We start from the raw sequence: 19,696 nt of genomic DNA, 5'->3' as shown, positions 1-19,696 counted from the left end.
AAAAAGAAGTGGATGGGACGGTTTTACCGCCCCATCCACTCAAAAGGTTAGTACCCAGTCTTGGGGAGATCCGGTGTGGTGGTGTATTTGCGAACAATGGTGACCCAGCTGGCTTGGGCGGTCTGCCAGGTGCCCTGGTACTGCCCGCCTGCATCAGCTCGGTTGACCAGCTGATAGCCATTGACCGTATTGCCGTTGACAATGACACTCAGGGTGGGACCGGCTGTGGACTGAAACCCGACAGGAACTTTCCCAAAATCAAAGTAAATGTCGGTGACAACCTCTCCCGCCTGCATGGGAATGGCGTTCAAGGCAAACGAGTAGTTGTTGGTGGTCAGCAGATTGGACGCCAGCACCTGATATGTGGTCTGGTAGTTGGTTTTGTAGAGAATGCGGTAGTTGAGCCGGGCGCTGTAGGTGCCGGTGGTCAAGGTGGTGGCCCGAGCCACATCATAAGGGATTTTATCGTGCCAGTAGAAATTCTCCAAGGGCACGTTGGAGGTGTTTGCCACCGTCAAATCATAGCGCATGGTCTGGCCGGCCAGCACCTCGGCATTGCCCCGCTTGGTGATGGTCACGCCCAGATTGGAGGGCTTATCGTAGGCGCTGACCTTGATGATCTGCCCGGCGTATTCCAGCGTGATGTCATGGACGGTGGGATCTACCTGCCAGTAGGCCGGGGCTGTGACTTCAACCACCTTATAGCGCGTCAAAGGGAGGGGCTTGCTGGCCGCGACGCCCCGTGCGTCCGTGGTGATGTAGTCCACCACTTTACCGCTACGTGCGTGGATAATCTCATAAACAGCGCCTTGCAGCGGCGTCCCGGCCGGCGTGCCAGTGACCTCATTGTATTCGGCGGCATACTTGTAAATCTGGATCTGGCCGGTGATGGCCTCGTTGACCCACTCGATCTCCGCCGTATGGCCCGGCCGCACATAGACGGTCTTGTACTCTTCGTCTAAAATGTAACCTTCCGCGGCCTCCAGCTCACGCAGGTAGAACCGGCCGCTGGTGTTGGCGCCGTCCGGAAGATCGTCAGCGGTAATATAGACCCAGCCATCGTCATCCGAGGTAAATTCCCCAATGGGGTTGCGGTTTTCATCGTAGAGCAGAAACTTAACGCCGTAGATCCCCTCGCCGCTGGTGTCCACCTTGTGGATCAAGATGCCGGACTTAGCCGCGTTGGTCAGGCGCAGGGTGGTCACCTCGCCATCCTTGACCTCGAAATAGTGTGGGGTATCATCCAAAATGAAGTCTGGATTGGCCTCGACTTCAACGGCATAGTAAGAGCCGTCCTCCAAAGAAAGGAAGGCACGGCCGTTGCGGTCCGTCGTGATGGTATCTACCAGCCCGTCATCCATCCGGCGGATCTCAAAGGTAGTGTCCGGGATGCGCTCAGAGGTCTTGCTGGCGTTGACCTTGATGATTTCGATACCACCCACAGGGGCGTTATAGAACCACAATTCCTGCGTGTCATCCGGATTGACTACCACGGTCTGTCTCTGGGTATTGGGGTCAATGGTATAGCCTGGGATGCTCTGCACTTCAGTCACGACCAGCGTGCCGGTTACATTGGAGAGGACGATCTGGCCCTCGGAATTGGTCCAGTACAAACCGTTAGAGGACAAGTGACCGTTTTCATCCGCCAGGTAGGAGCCGTCGGCATAGGTGATTTTGAACTGAACCCCTTCCAGCGGCGTTTTTCGGTCAGTACTGGACAGTTTGTGGATAATCAAATTGCCCTTGGGTTGATTGCGAAATTCGATGGTAGTAGTCTGCCCGGCCTTGATTTGGACCGTTTGGGGCGTATCGTCCAATAAGAATCCCTCTTTGGCCCTGGTTTCCTTGACAATCAGCGTCGTGCCGGGCTCGATGCCCTCAATCAGGATGGTGCCTGCGGAATCGGTGACATAGTAGCCGTTGCCGTCACCCACTATGCTGCCGTCGCTCTCCGTCACAAAGAACTGAACATCGGAAATCGGGGAATTATCGGCGCTGGACACCTTCTTGATAAGGAGAGATCCCATAGGGCTGTTGCCAAAATAGACCTGTACGACCTCCTGCTCCTCGCCGGAGAGGTACACCGTCTGGGGCGGGGTGTCGATGACGTGGGAGCCGTCCGAGGAGAGTTCCTCGATGATATAGGTGCCTGGCTCGCAGCCAGTCACCGTGAAAGACCCGTTCACCGAAGTGCGGTATGTCCCAATCACCGTGCCGCCGGTGCCAGAGGTGTTGCCGCTCAGGTAGCGCACCTGGAACACGGCCCCCTCGATGGCAGCCCCCGTCTCCGAATCGTATTTCCATACGCAAATAGCACTCAACGGCCGGTTGAAAATGCGGAAGGTATGGCCCTCGCCGGCGGCGATGAAGGCTTCCTGTTTGCTGGACTCCGTCATGGAGAACCCCTTCGGGACCTCCAGCTCCTCGATACGGAACCAGCCGTCCCGGAGGGATAGGTCGGGATCGCTCAGGACGATGCGGCCTTCCTCATCGGTGTAAAACACGCCCAGGTCGTTGTATTCGCCCGTGGTGGTGTCGTTGGAGGCGTACCAGACCTGTACGGGAACATTTTCGAGAGGATCATGGGTGATTTCGTTTTCCTTGATGATCTCGATGGTAGGCCGCTTATAATTTTCAAAGTAGACGTCCCGATCCCTGTTGGGATACAGCGTCACCAGTTGGGACTCCTCCGCCAGCAGGTAAGGCTCCGGGACCGACTTTTCAATGACTTCTACCACCCCGGGCAACAAATTCTCAACGACTGCGACGCCATTTTCGTCCGTCTCCACCTCGGCGATGGAGTGGCCGTCCGCCCCTTTCACAAGGTAGACTGTGTGAGGGATCGGAGCGCCGGTGTCTGCGTCATTTTTGTGGATATACAAATTGGGCCGCTTGTCATTGGTCAGGGTGATCGTGCTGGTCTGGCCTGGGAACAACTCCACATGATGCTCCGTATCATCCGGGATGTGATCCGGCGTCGAGGACAATTCACGCACGGAATAGACGCCAGGTTCCAAATCGGAGATCAAGATCTCGCCCGTGGAACTGGTGGTACGGTCCAGGTAGTGAGAGCCGTCCTCGATCTTCGCGATTCGGAAGGTCACCCCAGCCAGCCGGGAACCGTCACTGCTCAGCTTGATGAGTTGGAGGGAGGGCTTGATGTGGTTGGTAAAAACGAATTGGGCGTCCTCATTGGGCTTCAGCTCAATAATGCGCTGGGCCTCGTCGATGATGTAGCCATCACAGGACTTTTCAGTTACTACATAAGACCCGGCCGGGAGCATGGACAGGTCGATTTCTCCGTTCTGGTCAGTCCGGAACTCCTGGGGGCCGTAGGTGCCTTCCACGGATTTAATCTCAAAGACCGCGTTGGGGATCACCTTGGAGGGGTCATCCGCATCCACCTTCACCAGCCGCAAACCGGGCTTGATATCATTGAAGAACATCAATTCTTTGATGCCGTCCCCGGTGTGCAGCTCCACCTCCTGGGGGGTGGTGTCCAGGATGTAGCCCTCGTCGCCAGTGTCCACCTCAAAGGCCCGGTAAGTGCCCGGCTCCACATTGGTGAGCAGGATCTCACCGAACTGGTCCGTCTTGAAATTGCCTAAAAATTCGCCGTCCCGATAGACAGCGAAGGTGACGTCAGGCATCGCGACCATATTTTTTCGATCATATTTGATGATCCGCAATCCCGGCAGCTCCTCATTGATAATGGGGATCGTGGTCGTTTCGCCGGCCACCACCGTTGCTGTGTAGACGGTATCATCCAGTTTCCAGCCCACCGGGGCAGTCTTCTCCTGGATGCGGTACGCCCCCAAGGGGATCTCGTCAAAAATGGCGACGCCCGCGCTGGTCGTCTCCGCGGTGAAGGTCTGGCCGCTTTCGATATGCTCAATGGTGATTACGGCCCCCTGCAGTTTCTGCCCGGTGTTGGACCGCTTCTCAATTCTCAGCGTACCGTAGGGATCATTAAAAAACGTCACCTCGGCTACTTCATCGTAGACCACGGTGACGTTCTGAGCAGGCTCCTCGCTGATGACATAATGCGACGCGGAATCCCGTTCAATCACGGTATAATTGCCGACTTTGCTGAGGGGGATCTCAATGCGGCCGTCCCCATCCGTCACAAAGACGCCAACGGAGTCGCCGTCAGGGCCGATGACCTCGAAACGGCACCCGCTGATGGGAATTTCCGTCCCCGTCTCATATTTGAGGATTCGCAGCCCGGTTTCATATTCAATGGTGGGGCCGTCCGCGTAGTTGCTGTAGGCGGAAAGGCTCATGGTCGTGGTGGGGTCGGTATCCACCACATAATTCTGGATATTCCCGTACTGATCCTTCTCGGCACAGACCGCATAGTAGACGGCGTACTTATAGACGTCGGTGCGGAAAGAGAGCTGGACACTGCCGGTTTCGCCGTCCACGCTTTCCAGAGGGTACAAAACCTTGAACTGGCCGGCATAGCCGTCGCCGGTGCCCTCCGTGGTAATGGTGGTGATGTCCCGGTTGTTCATGTCCACAATCCGGGTGCCGTCGGGAACAGAAGCAGGATCTGTAAAGAACACCTCCACAGAATAGTCACATACCCAGGTTTTGCTCCAGAATGTGAAAATCTGCTGTTTATACTGCTTTCCATCAATGGTGACCTGGTAGGCCGTGTCCCGATCCGGGGTGCAGGTGACTTCCGGGGCCAGCACCTCTGTCCAGGCCGTACCGCGGGCATAGATGTCCTTGGCGGCGGCGAGCATCTTCTGGGCGCGCTGCAGTTCTACCCCGGTAAGGGAAGAGTTGACCTTGAGGTTGTTGATGTCCCAGTTGCTCAGAAGGTAACACCAGAGCGCCATCTTCGTGGCATAGTAGCCCTGGTACTTGTTCTCCAGGCCCAGCTCCTCCAGGGAACGGGTGGGGTAGCCGTTGGCGACGATGCCCAGCACCTTGGGATCTGACGTCTTTTCCTCCGCCAGATATTCAATACTCTCGCCGACGCCTACCGTCTGCGGCACGCCGGTAATATTGGGGTTGACGCAGTAGGCTGGGATCTCCCGGGTTTCCCCTTTGGCATTGACATAATTATAATAGGTGTAGATCAGCGTCCGCACCCGGCCGTTGATCATCAGGTAGGAGAGTTCTGTCCCACCGTTGTAGATGTCGATCTCGCCGAGGGCCTCCTCCACAGAACTTGCGGCCAGAGATGTGGTCGGCAGGATTGAGAGGGCCATCATCATGACTAAGAGGATAGATAAAAGCCGTTTTTTCATGACATTCCTCCAAAAATGGGCAGGAGGGGGCCATGAACTCTAACGGTCGCTTTTAGCTCAGGGCATCCCTCCTTTTGAATGAATTTTGGGATAACAAAAGCGGTATGCACCGCATACCGCTTTTGTCCGCATGGAGATAGACTTATCTCACATGAATGTTATACTCGGTTCGCTGAAAGACGCCGTCCTTGTAGACGTCCCACGCCTCCATGCTGTAGGTGCCCGGCGGACAGGAGTTAAACAGATTCACAATTTCACTCTCCCGCCAGGGCCAGAACACTTGCGGATTCAAGTCATCCGCGATGCTCAGGTTGATCTTCACCTTCGGATTCCCGCTGGGGTGCAGAACGGGAGCGCCATTCTGCCAGGTTTCCGGGTTATCCCCAATGGCATTATACAACGTGTAGAGCATCCGCCGGGTTTCATAGAGATTCCGCACAAACAGGTATTCCCGGCCATTGATGGAATAGTGACGGGCCTCCGGCGCGGGTAGCTCCGGCTGGGGGAGCAGCGACCAGTCACAGGTTGGCTCCGGCAGATCCCCCACAGGGCCGGCGGCAAACATATTCTTATCCCACCGGCTCACATCGGTGATGGTATAATTTGTCCCATCATCACAGCGGATGACATCCCCTGCCTGGGGGATATACCGGCTCCCGTCTGAAGGCAGGAGCACCGTCCCAGCTGAGCTTTCCGCAGCCGGCGCGTCCGGGGTGGTGATCCGAACCGTACCGGTCGCCCCGTCCCATACGACATCAAAGCCAAGCAGTTCGCCCAGATCCTGAAGCTGGTAGTAGTTGTGCCCTTCGATCAGATAGGCCTCAATTTCCACCGGCTGGCCGTTGACTGCCACCGGATGGGGACTGCGCTCGGCCAAAATGCCAGACGCTGCCGCATGTGCTCCGCCGCCCAGCATGGTCGCACCGATCAGCATACCCGCCAAAACAGATAGAAAACTGCGCCTCATAGAATCGACCTCCTCATTCGTGTAGATACTGTATTCTACGAATGGCAGGAGGGTTTTTCAACAAAGGCTTCTCAATCCACCTCCACCGCCTGGAGGCACCAGCGATGGCTGTAGTCACCGGCGACACAGGTAATCATGGTGATTCGGTTATCCGCTGTGGCGTCCAGGACGCTCCAATCGTCGCTTCGGATCTTCCGGATCGTCTCCACCTCATAGGTGCGGGTGCCTTCGGAGGTGGTGTAGGTCACCTTGTCCCCCACGTCCATGTCCTTGATGGCGCCGATGATGTACTTCGCGCCGCGGTTGTGTCCGCACAGGCCCACATTGCCATCCCAGACACTGGTGGTGGCGAAGTGGCCCAGGCCCTTGTTCATGCTGGAGTTTGTGGCCCATTCCCAGAGGTAATAGTTTTTGACGCCGATAGCGGGGATGGAGATTTTGCCAATGGCCCCATTCGACAGCAGAAAATCATCCGTCAGCTGGGTGTAGGCCGGCAGGCCGGGCAGGAAGGAATCCCCGTCGGAAATACCGGGCAGGGTCACGGCAGCTCCACCGCCGCTGATCCCATAGCCGCCGGTTCCCGTCGCCACCGTCTGCTGGAGTCCGGGGAGCAGGGCTTTTTCCATAATTCCGGTCTGGGTGGTGGAGAGGACACCGTATTCCAGCTCCGGCACCTGGTAGTCCACCACATTGGGACCGCCGTAGTTATACTGGGAGCCGTAGATGTCCTCATAGGATGTGGAGCCATAGTAATCCGAGGGGGCCTGCGTCTCAAAATTGTAGTCTGCGGCCTGGGCCGTGGACGGGAGCGCAAACAGCGCCGCCGCCAGGATCAGCCCGCAGAGGCCTCTGTATTTTCTGCTTCGCATAATGGTTCTTCCTCCTTCAGCGCGAACTCATGCCAGTCATCCCGCCGATCCTGCGTGATGCTGTACTGGTGTGTTCCAAAGGGATGATGTACCGTAAAGACCTGGCCCCGCAGCTTTTTGGCGAGGGACTTCTTGACTTCTACCGCTACAAGGCCGCTACCGCCAAGATCTGCCCCGGTAATATCAATTTCCGGGTTTTCCGGCGCAACGCGGAATTTCTCTGTCAGCTTATAGTCATTTGGCCGGTCGCCGGGGATATAGACGCAGACGTTTTTCCGATTCTTCAAGAGCCAGAAGGCAAGGCCGCCCAGCAGCAAAACCAGCAGAATGCCCCCTATGAGGGGAAGCGCCACTCCACCCGGAAGGGAAATCCCCGTGCCATTTCCACCGCCATCTGCGGGAACGATTTCGGCTCCTGTATAGACAACGGTATAGGTAATGCTCTCGATCCCCTCCGCCGTGACCTCGCCGCTGTATTCGGCGGTCGTCACATAGCCGGTGGCTGCGCTGTAACTGCTGGAGGCGGAATAGGTGGCCACCGCCTGGTAGCGGGAAGGCACCAAGGCCTCGCCCACCAGGTCGGTTCCGGTGACCTGCCACTCCACATCCACCAGGGAGAGGGTCTTGCCGTTCTTGGTGGTCGTGGCGGGGACATAGCTCATGTCGTTTCGGTCCAAATTGCCGATGACCTTGGTATCGGTCACGGTGCTGTACTTGGTGGTGTAGCCCGCCGCCTCCGTGACCAGGGTGGTATGATCCAGCGCCAGCTCCCCGGTGTACCCGTCTTTGTCGTAGGCAATGCTGGGGGCCAGCTCCGCAAGGATCGCAGAAAGGTCCTTAGAAGAAGTTTCCACGGTGACAGTCTCCGTCACCGCTTTGGTTTCCAGATAGGGCTGCTCCTCTTTGGTGGTATAGGCCCAGGTATAGTGAAAGCCATCGTAATCAAATGATGGCTCCTTCAAAGTGTCCGGATCAGCCTCCGGGGAGAGAACATAGGTCTTTACCATGCGCTGCTGTCCGTTGAGATTTTCCACGACCAGGTTTTCCGGGACTTCAGCGGCAAAGGCGCTGGTCGTCAGCGACAAAATCAGAATGAGGCCCAGCGCCAGATGTCTCAGACGTTTCATAAAACAGGAACTCCTTTACAGGTGTTGTTTGATGATGCGGGTGATGATTCCAACAGCCACGCCCTGCTCCTCGTCCAGCCGCGTCACGGCAAAACTCACATCATCCGATTTCCCAGGGGCGCGGAGGTCATAGCAGGAGTGAGCGATGGCGTTGACGCCATTGTTCAGGCGGATGAAGACAACGCCATTACGAACATCGGTGACGCGGCCGGCATAGCGGCACTGGGGCATACACTTTTTGAGGTTATCGTGGCTGGTGGTGGCGGAAACACTGCGGGCGTCTACCTGGATCGTGATATGCTCTAAGTCCTCGCGCTGAATCCGCAGAACACGGACGAGGATGCGGTCCCCCACACTGAAATGCTCTCTGGCATTCCCGATCCACTCCCAGGAGAGGCCCCGCGCCACAATGGAGCACTCCACACCGAACACCTCAACTCGGATCACCTTTTCAGCCACAGCAACCACACGGGCCTGTACCACGCGGCCCTCATAGATCAGGTGCTCGCCCAGCTCGTCGGTGTCCATATAGAAGGTCTGCCGTTTGCGGAGCATAGCATCCCGCCGGCTGGCGACTACGCTGCGGGTGTCGTTGTCATAGCCCTTTACCACAAAGTCGATCTCCGCTCCCAGCCGGGAGTTGAGGATGCGGTGCAGCCGGTCCATCAGTTCCATGAACTCCCGGCCAGAGGGCATCTTCCCGGTGTAGAGCATCATTTCCTTGACCGGGATAGCCACCCGGAACCCCTTGTAATTCACCACTGCAAGGGTCAGGCCGGACTCCGTCTTTTCTACGCCGTCCAGCGAGCCGGTGAGAATCCGGCGGGTGCGGTAGGAGTTCTGGATCTCATGCCAGATGGTGGCCTCCCGCTCCGCCTCGGTCTGAATTTCATCCCGGGCATCGATAGTCAAAATCCGGTTGCGGCGGGGATCGGCAGGAGCGGGGCGGACCGGCCGATCAGCAAGGGGAGCCGGATCTTCCGCGGAAGAAGCCCCTTCCTCGGAGAGAAGCATCAAATCGTCCTCGCTGAAGCCTTCCGTCTCACTTTGGGGAGCATCGGATTGTTCCAGCGTCAGAGGTTCCTCTCCATCAGGTGCGGAGCCGCCAAGCTCTTGCAGAATACCGCCATAGGTTTCGTCCTCCGCCGCCTGCTGTTCCTCCGGGGCTGTCTGGAACTCCTCCCCGGAGGGCGGGCTGTCCGCACGGCTCAGGTCGGATTCCTCTAAAAGAGCATCCTCCTGTGCGGCGTCCCCGTCCGGAGAGCCTTCTCCGGCCAGCCCGCTGTCCTCGTCCGGAGATACAGGTATCTCGCGGGACGGATCGGGGGCGGCGGCCATATCCTCCTCCGCAGGCGCAGCGTCCTCGGCGGGCGGGAGAACCTCCGTGCCCACGCTTTCCAGATCCTTCTCGTCAGGCGGGACGGTCGTTTTTCTCTTTGCCATGTAAGCATCATTCCTCCTTTTGCTTTACCAGAATTGATTTTTTCGTTGTGGTGACGATATTAGACCCCCGCGCAGCAGCCCCTGGTGTTGGAGAGCCTGCCGCGCCGGCTGGCGGCGTAGCCGAAGCCGGCTTTGCCGCAGGGTGCTCAGTTCCCCCAGCCGCCTTGCCTTTGGCTTTCTTAGAGGAAGAGGGCTGGGGCTTCTTCCCTCTGGGCGCAGGTGCGGTCTTGGCCTTTTTCCATTCAGGGATATGGGCGGCGGCCTTGCTGGGCCGCAGTTTCTTCGCCTCGGGGTGCTTGGAATAGTCGTACTTATCTACCTCCAGTACATTTTTTCCGCGGATGATGACCAGTGCCTTATCGGTGTCCATCCGCAGGACTTCATCCATCGTCATCAGCTTTCGGCGGCCCACGCCGCTGGTTTCCCGGTACTCAGGGGTGTAGTTGGAGATCCGCCAGGTCCCCAGCTGCTTGGCCTTGCTGGTGACACTGATACTGGCCTCGCCGGTGCGGTCCGAGATAAACTGAGCGGTGAGAGCATCCGTACAGCCCAAAAACAACTGGACATCACAGTTGCCCAGGATTTCCTGCCACTGATTATAGGGGTATCGGTTCTGAAGGCCCGCGAGATTTTGAAACACGCACGATAGACTGACGCGGCGCGACCTGATCACGGAGATTTTCCGGGACAGATCTGGGATCACCCCTGTGGCACACAGCTCCTCCCCTAAGACATGAACAGGGACGGGCAACTCCCCATTGGGGCATCGCTCGTCCGCAAATCGCACCAGTTTGATAAAAATAAAGGACAGGAACAGAGAAGAAAGGAAATCGAAGGTCGAATCCTGGTCGCTGGTGATGCAGTAGTAGGCGCAGGGCTGCTGGCCCGGCAATTCCAGATCGATCTCGTCACGGCTGGTGATGTTGCGGATGTCCTGGTTCTGGAACACCTGCAGCCGGCTCCCCAGCCCGATGATGACGCCGCCTCGGACATTTTCCGAGGACTGCTTGAAGATGCTGTAAGGGGCCTTGGCCGGGTGGCTCACCGGCAGAACGTCAAACAGGGCGTTCAGCTCTTTCTCGTTGCTCATAGACAGCAGTTGGTAAACCTCGCCGATGTTCTGTTTCTCCGGCGGATAATTGCTACTGACGTAGAGGACCAGGGCCTTGAGCAAATTGAGTTCGGCATTGTCCCAGAAATGATCGCCCCGCTCGCTGCCCGTGTTTTTAATGACCACATCGCAGAAGAGCTGGGCCATCAGCTCCTTGCCCTCGATCTCCGCAAGACAGTTCCAGGAGTCCGAGGCGGAGGGCGTCACCAGATTGAACACGCGGACGGTGTAACCCTTGTCCCGCAGGTACTCGCTGGTCTTTTCGTACAGCTCGGATTTGGGATCGGTGATGACCATGCTGGATTTCCTCGCGGCGCACTGCAGGATCATATTGACACAGAAGGCCCTGGTCTTTTTCGAGCCGGATGCTCCATACACGGCGATATTGCCGTTGAACCGGGTGTTTTCCGGGACGCAGACCACCTGGCCGTCCAGTTCCCCCAGGATCGTCCCGTGGTGTTTGCGGATGTCGGACACCAGATCCAGGACGCCCTTCAGCTCCTTGCGGTTCAAAAATCCCGCCGTCCCGTAGGTGCCCTTGTTGGAGTAGGTAAAATTGCGGGCACTGTCATATTCCCCGGTGTCGCTGTAGCCCATCCGCATGACCATCAGGATCAGCAGGCCCAGAAGCCCCAGACAAATGCCGATCCCGTAGAGACCGTAGGGAAAACGAAAGGCAGCCTGCACGCAGGAGAGAAATGCGGGGTCCGGCAACTGCGGCGACGTCCCGCTATACAGCGTCCCGCCGGCGGTCTGCCACACCTCGTAGTTATAGAGGAACTGGGAGAGATACCCGCCGCCGTAGAGCAGGGCGGACACGGCGAAGGGCAGGGCAATCAAACCCTTAATGAGATTCTTATGTGATATGGCATACACTCCCTTCAAAAGCATCGAAGTCGATGCACTGGAACTGAACACGCCGGCCGCAGGAACGGCGCAGGGCGGCCTCCTGAAAATCAAAGCAGATCAGGATGCCGCTGCGCTCATGGAGTTCCAACGCCGTGTCAAAACGGCGGATGCGGGGCATATCCCCCAGATAACCGAACAGGACCGGGGTTCCCGCCGCATCCAGCGCATCATGTTCTACCGGGCATTGCCGGTCCCAGGGCAGAAGATCCTCAGACAAAATCGTGTCCAGGTCAGACTTGAGCGAATTGTCCCAGAGCAGACGCAGCATCACTTCGCCGTGGTGGTCACTGGTCAGGTAATAGAAGTGGTCAAAGCTGCCGTCCAGGACAAAGTAGTTGCGGGATGCTCTATCCCCCGGCCCCATGAGATGCTCCAGCGGTTCCAAGCCCTGGCCGAACACCACGGCATTCACCGGCAGGTCGGCGTACTGCGCTGAAAGCCGTCGCTGACAGATCTCGATCTGCAGCAGGGCCTTCATCCGCAATTCGGCTTTGTATTCCCATTTGGTTTTGGACGCGGCTGTATTGTAGACAACAAAGATGCCGCTTTCCGTCAGTAGAACGCCGGTCGCCCGTGAGCCACGAATTTTGGAAGATTGCGGGCCGATCTCCTTCACCTCGCGGGAACTGTAATAGGCCGGCAGGCTGGCGCAGAAGCCAGCCGGGGGCGGCTCAGGCTGAAAGACAGCGGACTTTTCCCAGGGGAAGGATGGAACACGGGCCTGCATCATCGTCACCAGCACCTCGGCCATCCGATGCAGGCGCAGTCGGTGCGGCACAGTATACTTTGGGGTGTTGGTTACGGTGGAGCCGGAAAAGATACCAGAGAACAAATCCGGCCGGGCAGATAAAAGGAGCCGTTTGGCGGTGGCAGTCAGTCGCAGACCTCTCAGGCCGTCATGGTAATAGGTTCGCAGGAGCTTTTCCCGCTTGAGGCGCTTGACCGCCGCCTCTTTGTAGGAATCAGAGCCGGGAAGTCGGTGGACAAGACTTGTCGAGAACTCGCCGGCCAAAGCGGTCAGCGTCAGCAAAAGGCCCGGAAGCGTGTCCGGGGCCGGCAGAGAAGATGTCGGCGCGCCCATGATCCCGTTCACCTCCCAGGAAGAATTTTTCGCCCAGGGTCGCTATAACCTGGGCGTTTTTGCTTGGCGGCGTGGGTAGCAATCCCTTTTATTTTCAAGGGCTTTTCGTGCCAAAAGGCACGTCCCGGAATGAGAAGCTCCTAAAGGGGGAAAATGGGATATGCTTTCCTGCCGTGATTTACAGGTCTTTGATTGACCGCAGGGCCGTTTGGCGGGCATCCAGCCAGTCGGGAAACCGGGCGCTGTCCATGATGGAGATGCGGGTGCAGTCCTCCGGCCCAAGTTCCGTTGTGTTATAGGCGTCGCACAAAAGCCCGCTGTCATCGGTCAGGATGAAGGAGGCGGCCACGTCCAGAAATTGCTTCAGCTCCAGGTTGTCATAGTCCCGTACCCTTTGGAGAGGCAAGTCTTTGCAATACACATGGGAGAAGCAGACAACACAGTGACGCAGGCGCGGCATGGCATGGCTCTTGGCAAACTGGGCCAGCGCCGCTGTGAACGGGTCGAGCAGGAACTCGGTGCTTTGCCGCTGTTTCCGCTTGGGCAGCAGGCAGGGGAGCTTGATCTCGATGATGCCGTCCTCTTCCTGGATCTCCACGCCCTGCATAACGGCGGCGGATGTGAGATATTCCTCTTTTTTGATGGGAGTGGCCGCGTAGATAATGTGCCGGAGCCGGCAGGCGACCCGCTCGGCCCGGAGCGCGGCGTCGGTGGACAGAACCTCATAGTTCTCCGGGTAGCGTTGGATGTCGGTGGTGTTGAGCGCATACAGGGCGCTGTTCAGCCTTGAAATATCGGATAAGATGGATGTAATGCGCTTTGACAGGATTGCTCTGTCCAAATGTGTCCTCCTATTCTTTCTGGTAATATTGAACCTCCCCATTGGGGGAAACGGTGCAGTAGCCGTTGACTGGCGGGAGGTCCAGATGTTGGAGTTGGGATAGATCGTCCACCAGCACGATGTACTTGGACGGTTCCTCCTTTGGCACGGAGAGCAGATGGGAAATCATCGTCTCTTTCCCTTGCTCCACATGGATGATCTCGTAGACATCCCCCTCGGCAAAGAAAATGATTTTAGCGGGAAAGTCGCTGACGGAGTGGTACTCCACCTGGTCAATGAAATCAGCCAGTACCCAAATGGCGGCAAGCAGTCCCCGATCCACCTGTTCGGCACAATCCGGCGAGGCGCAGTAGCGGCCATCTACAAGCCAGATACGTCCCTGCTTGGTCAAATGGGTCAGCAGATTTTCTATTTTATCCCGTTTTCCAGGGTGCAGCCTGAACAACTGCTCCTTCTCCAGAACACGATACATGGTAATGTCCCGGAGCAGGCCGACAGCCTCATGGCTGTATAAGTCAGCGCGTGTTTTCACGTTGCACTGCCTCCTTAATGCGTATTATCAGCGTATTGACAGCGTAGAAGGGCGTGGGGAATGCGTATAATCGGCGCATTAACAGCGCCTTTGCCCGGCAATACGCATAAAGCCCGTATTACCGGCGCATTACGCACCCACATCGTCCTCCGGCACATTCTGGGTCTGGTGTTCTCTTTTCCCCAGCAGTTCCACCAGTTCCCGGCGGTCTGTGGTGATCAGTTCCTTTTCCAGTTGGCTGCACTTGATCTCGACGGTCACATTATTGTTGTTGGTGCTGATCAGCCCGTTGCCCCGCTCGAAGTGGGTGATTTCCATGACTTCCGCCTCGGAGAGGTGCAGCAGGGTTTGGACCCGGCGGGCCTCCTCTTCCTCCAGATTGAGGACGATCTTGGTTTTGGCATTGTTGATGATGCCTTTACCGTATTTTCCGTCCTCCAGGGCAAAAAAGTCGTTGATGTCCTGGGTGGCGCAGATAGCACTGCCGCCGTAGCCGCGGATAATCTTGAAAATTTCCAAAACAAACTCTGCGGCAAGGCGGTTGCTACTGGCGCCGATCAACTGCCAGCATTCGTCGATATAGATGGCCTTCTCCACTGTGCGGTTTTCCTTGGCCTTGTCCCAGACGAAATCCAGGGCCACGAACATCCCCACGGTCAACAGGTCGCCGGTCAGTTCTGAGATGTCCAAAACCGTGTACTTGTTGTCCAGCGACACATTGGTAGCCTGGTTGAAGGTTCGGGCCGAGCCGTTGACCAGCCGGTTGATGATGTTGGCGAGGCGCTTGGTGTCGGGAGACTCCCGCAGCACCTCATACAAGTCCCCCAGGACAGGCATCGGGCGGTAATGGCCGGGGTGGGCCGGGTCATCCAAACTGCTGTTTTCATGGGTGATCCCTTTTCTGGCATAGGTGCGGATCAAGGCATCGTCCAGCAGTTGCCGCTCCTCATGGGACATGTCCGGAATCAGCAAAGAAAAGAAGATGTGGAGCCGTTGGATCTTGGCGGCCAGTTGGGATTTTTCGATGCTGGGGCCGTCCAGAAGATCGTCCACCGAGTTATCCACCCGGCGGATCTCCATGACGTTGATGCAGTTGCGGGAAGCCGGCGAAATGCTGATGAACTCCCCACCCATATTGGCGCAGGCCCGGTGGAACTCATGGCCCTTGAGCGGGGCGATAATAAAGACCTGGATGCCCCGGCGCCGCATCCGGGTGGACATCAACTGCATGGTGAAGCTCTTGCCGGCGCCGCTCGTCCCCAAGATGGCAATATTCGCGTTTTTGTAAATGCGGGAGTCAAAAATATCGACGATGATCAGCGAGTTGTTGTACTTGTTCACCCCCAGCAGGATACCGTTGTCATCGCACATCTCATAGCTGATGCACGGATAGCAGCTGGCCGCCCCCAAGGTCAGGACGTTCCGTTTGGACCGCTCAAAGAGCCGGTGCTCCAGCGACACCAGGGGGAGGGACGATAAAAAAGCCTGCTCCTCACAGAAGGAACAGGCCTGCGCGTCCATGTCCTGGGAGAGCAGAAGTTTTTTCATTTCCGCGCACTTCCACTCCAGTTCGTCCACGCTGTCCGCCGTAACAGTAATCAGCAGATTGAGGTAATAGAAATCCTCGTTGTTGGCCAGGCCATCCTTCAGAAAATAGCCGGAGCGGATGGCGCCATCCAGATCATCAAAGTCGGTGTTGGTGTCACTGGCCTCTTTGATCCGGCTCCGGTTGATCCGCAACTGCTGGCCGAGTTTCCGCACCATGCGGTCTTTGGGCTGCTTGGCTAAAAACATATCCAGGTCGATCCCGTCCCCGGCATTCACCAGCAGGCTCAGCCACCCGGCCGGGACCTGGGGCTTATACCCGGCGGAAGGGACCAGCAGATAGGCGTAATAGAGTCCATCCACCTCCAGATAGCGGCTGTGAGAGAAATCTATCCGCCTGGGAGCGTAGAATTCATTGGAAGGGATCGCATCCAGGCTACGGCCGGATGCAATGTAGTCCGACAGCACCTGCTTGACCCTCGCCTGAAAGGGCTGAGTATTGCTCTGCCGGCGGCAAAGAATGCTGTAAAGGATCTCGGAAGTCGCCTCGTCCTCGTCATCCGGCATCAAGACGGTGTTGCCGCACTGCCGCAGGTAGTTGGCGGCTGTCCGGGCCGCCGTCTGGAGCGACGAGATGGCTTCCTCTTCCTCGTGGCCCCGCCGAGTGCCGGGCATCTCCTCATACTCAAAAATCAGGAAAAAGCGTCGGGTCACCGCCTCTCGGGAACCAAGCTGCCGGATAAGCTGTAAATAGTCTTCCTGCAGGACACGGCAGTGGGGATCGGTTTCCTGTTCCAGCTCTTTCTTCACCATCTGGAGATGCCGGTTGATGTCCGCCCGTTTTGTCAGCACCTTGAACTGCACCTTAGCCGGCGCGATCTTTAGGTAGGAAATGAAGGAATAGATGATCCCTCTCTGTTCCTGGGCGCTGCGGAGCATGAAATTCACCGGAACCACCTCGACCACCTTGATGTAGCGGTGATCCCTTGTGTAAATGATGCCGTTCTCGATTTTCTCAATGGGTACATAGCCGGCAATCGGATTGAGTGGCTTTTGGAGCGGCTCCTCCTCCAGAAAGGTTTTGACCTGGGTGACTTTGCGCTCTTTCCAGTCTACATGAAGGCGATTGCGGCTTTTGGGCCGCTCCTGTTCGTCCTCGGCCGCCGGCTTTGGCGGCTTGCGTCTGGCCCAACTTGGGAGGATCGGCTTTTTCTTCGGTGTGTCCGTCGGTTCGTCTGCCGACAGCACCCTCCGATTTCGGAGGAAACTAAACAACTGGATGAAAAATGAGGACAGGCTGCTGCCGTTGATGCCGATGAGGGCCACAAGCGCCAGAGGCAGGGCGGTGAAACAGAGAATGATGATGCGGACGGTAAGGGAAAAGTGCAGAGAAAGGACCGGACCGCCCATAGCCACGGCGAGGATGCCGGCCTCCACCACATTCCGGGTCCTGAACATACCGCCCAGCAGGGTGCCGCCCTCGATAAAATTGGGTGGGATCGTGTAGATGTCCCGTTCTTCGTGTTTCATAGACCTCCTAATTACAGTCGGTCCTTACGCTTGGGCGGATCAGGCAGCCTCTTGACGATGCTCTCCTGGTAAGCGACTGTGCCATCCGGCGCATTGTAGGGCTTGCGCTCCACAGCGTCCTGGGCGTACTGCTTGTACCAAAGGGAGCCGTCAGCGGCATGGACTTTTGTAAAGTCCCCCTTCGGCTCGGTATATTGATCCGCATGGTACATCCCGAAAGCGACGCCCTCCGAACTGCCGGGAGCCGTCTCGGTCCCAGTGATCCGGCCACCGCCGATCTCCACATTTGTGAACGCCGGCGTGTCCTTGGCGTCCGCCCCCAGCGCCGTATAACCCAGATACGACTGGAGGGACTGCGCCGCAAGATCGCCGGTGATGGAGCCTGCGGAGCGGATGTCGCCCCGGGCAACGGTGCCGATCACGTCATTGGCGAAATCTCCGCCCTTCAGTAAGGACTTGGCAAAAATCGCGCCGCCCAACCCGACGCCCTGGAAGGAAGAGGCAGTATGATGTTGTGTACGGGTCACTTCTGAGGCGGTATGGCTGGTATGCTCCGCCGTCTTCGCCGCGGTTTGCTGGACAGTCTGATGTCCCTCATGGGTGGCAGTCTGCCTGACACCGGCCTGCTCGCTGGTATGGGCGGAATGGCTGGCGGTTTGCTCAGATGTGGACTTGACCTGTTCAGAGCGGACGGCCGATGTGCTGGATGTCGCGCTCCTCACTGCATCGCTGGTAGCCTTGCGCCGGGCCATACCGATCAGGCCGCCCTTGAAAAAGCCGCCTGCCGATGCAGCGGCGGAGTTTCCGCCGGAACTGCCCCGATGTCCGCCGGCAGCGCCCAAAGAGTGACCCATCGCGCCGGCAATCGTCCCCACACCCCTGGCCGCGATCAGCGCCTCTGCCAGCATGGAGCCGCCGGTGTGTCCCACATTGACGCCCAGGCTGGCCATAAAGCTGTCGATCTTTTGGGCCGCTTTGAGAAAGCCGATGGCGCACAAAAACCAGATCAGCACGTTCCCGGTCACGGTTTCACGGCCGACAGCGTCTACCTGTGCCTGCACATCGGCCTCACTGATCGCGGAGGCCGGCAACGCGAGGGACACAGAAAAAATTACCGCAAGCACAAGGATGCTTGTAAATTGAATGCTCTTTTTCGTTTTCATTCCCCCTGTCAAATGGAAAGCGGATTGGAAATGAAGGAGCCTACCATGCTAACAAAGAGCCGCAGGCACCATGCGTTCATCAGGAGCAGAAAAATCTGGCCGCCGAACATCCGGCACCAGCTCCTGAAAATATTGGAGGTAGCCTGGGAGGACCCCATCGCAAATGCTACGGGCGCCGTATAGACCAGGATGCCCAGCAGAACATACCGCTCCGCCGCCTCAAACAGTAATTTCAGATAGTTCCAGGCGAGGATCAGCACCAAAATCAGCACGATGATCGTCACCGCTCCGCTTGCACAGACCCCGATGATGGTAAGCATGACCGAGTTAAAGCTCGCGAAATCCAGACTTGGCAGAGCCGAATTCATGATCCAGTCATAGGGTGTTCCGCCGATGCCGAGAACGAGATCCACAATTTCATTGGCATAATAGGCCAGCAGAATGAACAGGACCGACCGTATGCTCAGTTTCACGGGATCTTCCGCTTCAGTGCCAAGGCCAAGCCCGAAGTTCTTGACCAGGTTCCAAATCCAGATCAGCAGGATCAGGCCGATGGCAAGAGCCACAAAGACCTCATACATGGTTTCTGCGGCAGGGAAATAGCGGAGAAAGACGGACATATCACAGCCAAGAGCGCCCAAAACTGATGTATTGATCAAGTCCAGGCCGTGCATGACTTGCTCCGCGATCCAGGCCACAATGCCATCTAAAATTCCCATAGGCGGTTAGGGACTGGACGGCGTCCACTGGCCCCCCTGGAAGAAGGGCGTAACATACGCCATAATGAATCCGAGGCCGTTGAGGATGACCCAGGTGATGATGATCCGCTTGAGCCATGCCCGGGACTCCTCGACTGTTCGGCCGGAGCGGGAGAAGTTCATCATCAAGAGCGCCACGGATGCGGTGACGATGGCCGCAATAGTCGAGATGGTGAGGATCTGCGTGTAGACATCCTGCATGATCTCGCTCGCTTTCTCCCAAATGGTGGCCGCTGATGCGGGAGAGGCAAAGCATACGCTCAGACAGACACAGAGATAACCCATGTAGAGGATACGGGCGAAGTTCGGGCCCCTTCGCCTCGGCTGATTGGGCGGCGTTTTTTCCGGTTTCAACTGAAAAAGACCTCCTTTGACGAGTTTTCCCGCTGAAAACAAAGACAGCACCTGATGGTCCAGGTGCTGTCTTGATCCCGCAAAAGGGCAGAAAAAAAGACGCTGCAAGCGCCTTTTGCGGATGTTTTCAGTTTTAGGGACAGTTTTGAGCATGACCAGTGTACCACATCAAGATTATCCGCACAATAACAAAACCCTCTCAATTCAC

At 57.2% G+C, this 19,696-nt stretch carries 13 protein-coding genes; all 13 read right to left on the bottom strand.

What is annotated here, in order from left to right; genetic code table 11:
- Positions 1 to 47: 47 nt before the first annotated feature.
- Positions 48 to 5,258, bottom strand: coding sequence for a SpaA isopeptide-forming pilin-related protein (locus H6A25_RS03180; RefSeq protein WP_204750565.1), 5,211 nt, complete (start codon positions 5,256 to 5,258; stop codon positions 48 to 50).
- Between the two features lie 142 nt (positions 5,259 to 5,400).
- Entirely contained in the window at positions 5,401 to 6,225 is an 825-nt protein-coding gene (locus tag H6A25_RS03175) for a hypothetical protein (protein ID WP_204750564.1), read from the bottom strand.
- Between the two features lie 71 nt (positions 6,226 to 6,296).
- A complete protein-coding gene (locus H6A25_RS03170; RefSeq protein WP_204750563.1) occupies positions 6,297 to 7,094 on the bottom strand; it encodes a class D sortase in 798 nt (265 codons plus the stop codon).
- Positions 7,058 to 8,221 carry a hypothetical protein gene (locus tag H6A25_RS03165; RefSeq protein WP_204750562.1) on the bottom strand — a complete coding sequence of 388 codons (1,164 nt, stop codon included), beginning with the start codon at positions 8,219 to 8,221 and terminating at the stop codon, positions 7,058 to 7,060. Before H6A25_RS03165 ends, H6A25_RS03170 begins: the two co-directional genes overlap by 37 nt.
- Before the next feature lie 15 nt (positions 8,222 to 8,236).
- Positions 8,237 to 9,664, bottom strand: coding sequence for a S1 RNA-binding domain-containing protein (locus H6A25_RS03160; protein ID WP_204750561.1), 1,428 nt, complete (start codon positions 9,662 to 9,664; stop codon positions 8,237 to 8,239).
- A gap of 7 nt (positions 9,665 to 9,671) precedes the next feature.
- Positions 9,672 to 11,666: a VirD4-like conjugal transfer protein, CD1115 family gene (locus H6A25_RS03155; protein WP_204750560.1), complete on the bottom strand. Its 1,995-nt coding sequence runs from the start codon at positions 11,664 to 11,666 to the stop codon at positions 9,672 to 9,674.
- Entirely contained in the window at positions 11,632 to 12,765 is a 1,134-nt protein-coding gene (locus tag H6A25_RS03150; protein WP_243423204.1) for a hypothetical protein, read from the bottom strand. The genes H6A25_RS03155 and H6A25_RS03150 overlap by 35 nt, the downstream gene beginning before the upstream one ends.
- 178 nt (positions 12,766 to 12,943) lie before the next feature.
- The gene (locus H6A25_RS03145) at positions 12,944 to 13,606 is read right to left on the bottom strand and encodes a DUF6100 family protein (RefSeq protein ID WP_204750559.1); all 663 of its coding nucleotides are present in this window, start codon (positions 13,604 to 13,606) and stop codon (positions 12,944 to 12,946) included.
- A gap of 10 nt (positions 13,607 to 13,616) precedes the next feature.
- Positions 13,617 to 14,138 carry a DUF5697 family protein gene (locus tag H6A25_RS03140; protein ID WP_204750558.1) on the bottom strand — a complete coding sequence of 174 codons (522 nt, stop codon included), beginning with the start codon at positions 14,136 to 14,138 and terminating at the stop codon, positions 13,617 to 13,619.
- A gap of 129 nt (positions 14,139 to 14,267) precedes the next feature.
- Positions 14,268 to 17,213 carry a VirB4 family type IV secretion system protein gene (locus H6A25_RS03135; RefSeq protein ID WP_204750557.1) on the bottom strand — a complete coding sequence of 982 codons (2,946 nt, stop codon included), beginning with the start codon at positions 17,211 to 17,213 and terminating at the stop codon, positions 14,268 to 14,270.
- A gap of 11 nt (positions 17,214 to 17,224) precedes the next feature.
- Positions 17,225 to 18,274, bottom strand: a complete 1,050-nt coding sequence (locus tag H6A25_RS03130; RefSeq protein ID WP_345941571.1) for a hypothetical protein — start codon at positions 18,272 to 18,274, stop codon at positions 17,225 to 17,227.
- Between the two features lie 110 nt (positions 18,275 to 18,384).
- The gene (locus tag H6A25_RS03125; protein WP_430651158.1) at positions 18,385 to 19,074 is read right to left on the bottom strand and encodes a hypothetical protein; all 690 of its coding nucleotides are present in this window, start codon (positions 19,072 to 19,074) and stop codon (positions 18,385 to 18,387) included.
- 27 nt (positions 19,075 to 19,101) lie between these two features.
- Entirely contained in the window at positions 19,102 to 19,641 is a 540-nt protein-coding gene (locus H6A25_RS13145) for a hypothetical protein (RefSeq protein WP_430651157.1), read from the bottom strand.
- Positions 19,642 to 19,696: the final 55 nt, after the last annotated feature.

The organism is Intestinimonas butyriciproducens, from assembly GCF_016901775.1.
Taxonomy (GTDB): Bacteria; Bacillota; Clostridia; order Oscillospirales; family Butyricicoccaceae; genus Pseudobutyricicoccus.
This window is presented reverse-complemented; position numbering and strand designations above follow the sequence as displayed.

Excerpts from the sequence above, each read along its gene's own strand:
- H6A25_RS03180 (WP_204750565.1), bottom strand. The coding sequence starts at position 5,258 with ATGAAAAAACGGCTTTTATCTATCCTCTTAGTCATGATGATGGCCCTC.
- H6A25_RS03175 (WP_204750564.1), bottom strand. The coding sequence starts at position 6,225 with ATGAGGCGCAGTTTTCTATCTGTTTTGGCGGGTATGCTGATCGGTGCG.
- H6A25_RS03170 (WP_204750563.1), bottom strand. The coding sequence starts at position 7,094 with ATGCGAAGCAGAAAATACAGAGGCCTCTGCGGGCTGATCCTGGCGGCG.
- H6A25_RS03165 (WP_204750562.1), bottom strand. The coding sequence starts at position 8,221 with ATGAAACGTCTGAGACATCTGGCGCTGGGCCTCATTCTGATTTTGTCG.
- H6A25_RS03160 (WP_204750561.1), bottom strand. The coding sequence starts at position 9,664 with ATGGCAAAGAGAAAAACGACCGTCCCGCCTGACGAGAAGGATCTGGAA.
- H6A25_RS03155 (WP_204750560.1), bottom strand. The coding sequence starts at position 11,666 with ATGCTTTTGAAGGGAGTGTATGCCATATCACATAAGAATCTCATTAAG.
- H6A25_RS03150 (WP_243423204.1), bottom strand. The coding sequence starts at position 12,765 with ATGGGCGCGCCGACATCTTCTCTGCCGGCCCCGGACACGCTTCCGGGC.
- H6A25_RS03135 (WP_204750557.1), bottom strand. The coding sequence starts at position 17,213 with ATGAAACACGAAGAACGGGACATCTACACGATCCCACCCAATTTTATC.
- H6A25_RS13145 (WP_430651157.1), bottom strand. The coding sequence starts at position 19,641 with ATGCTCAAAACTGTCCCTAAAACTGAAAACATCCGCAAAAGGCGCTTG.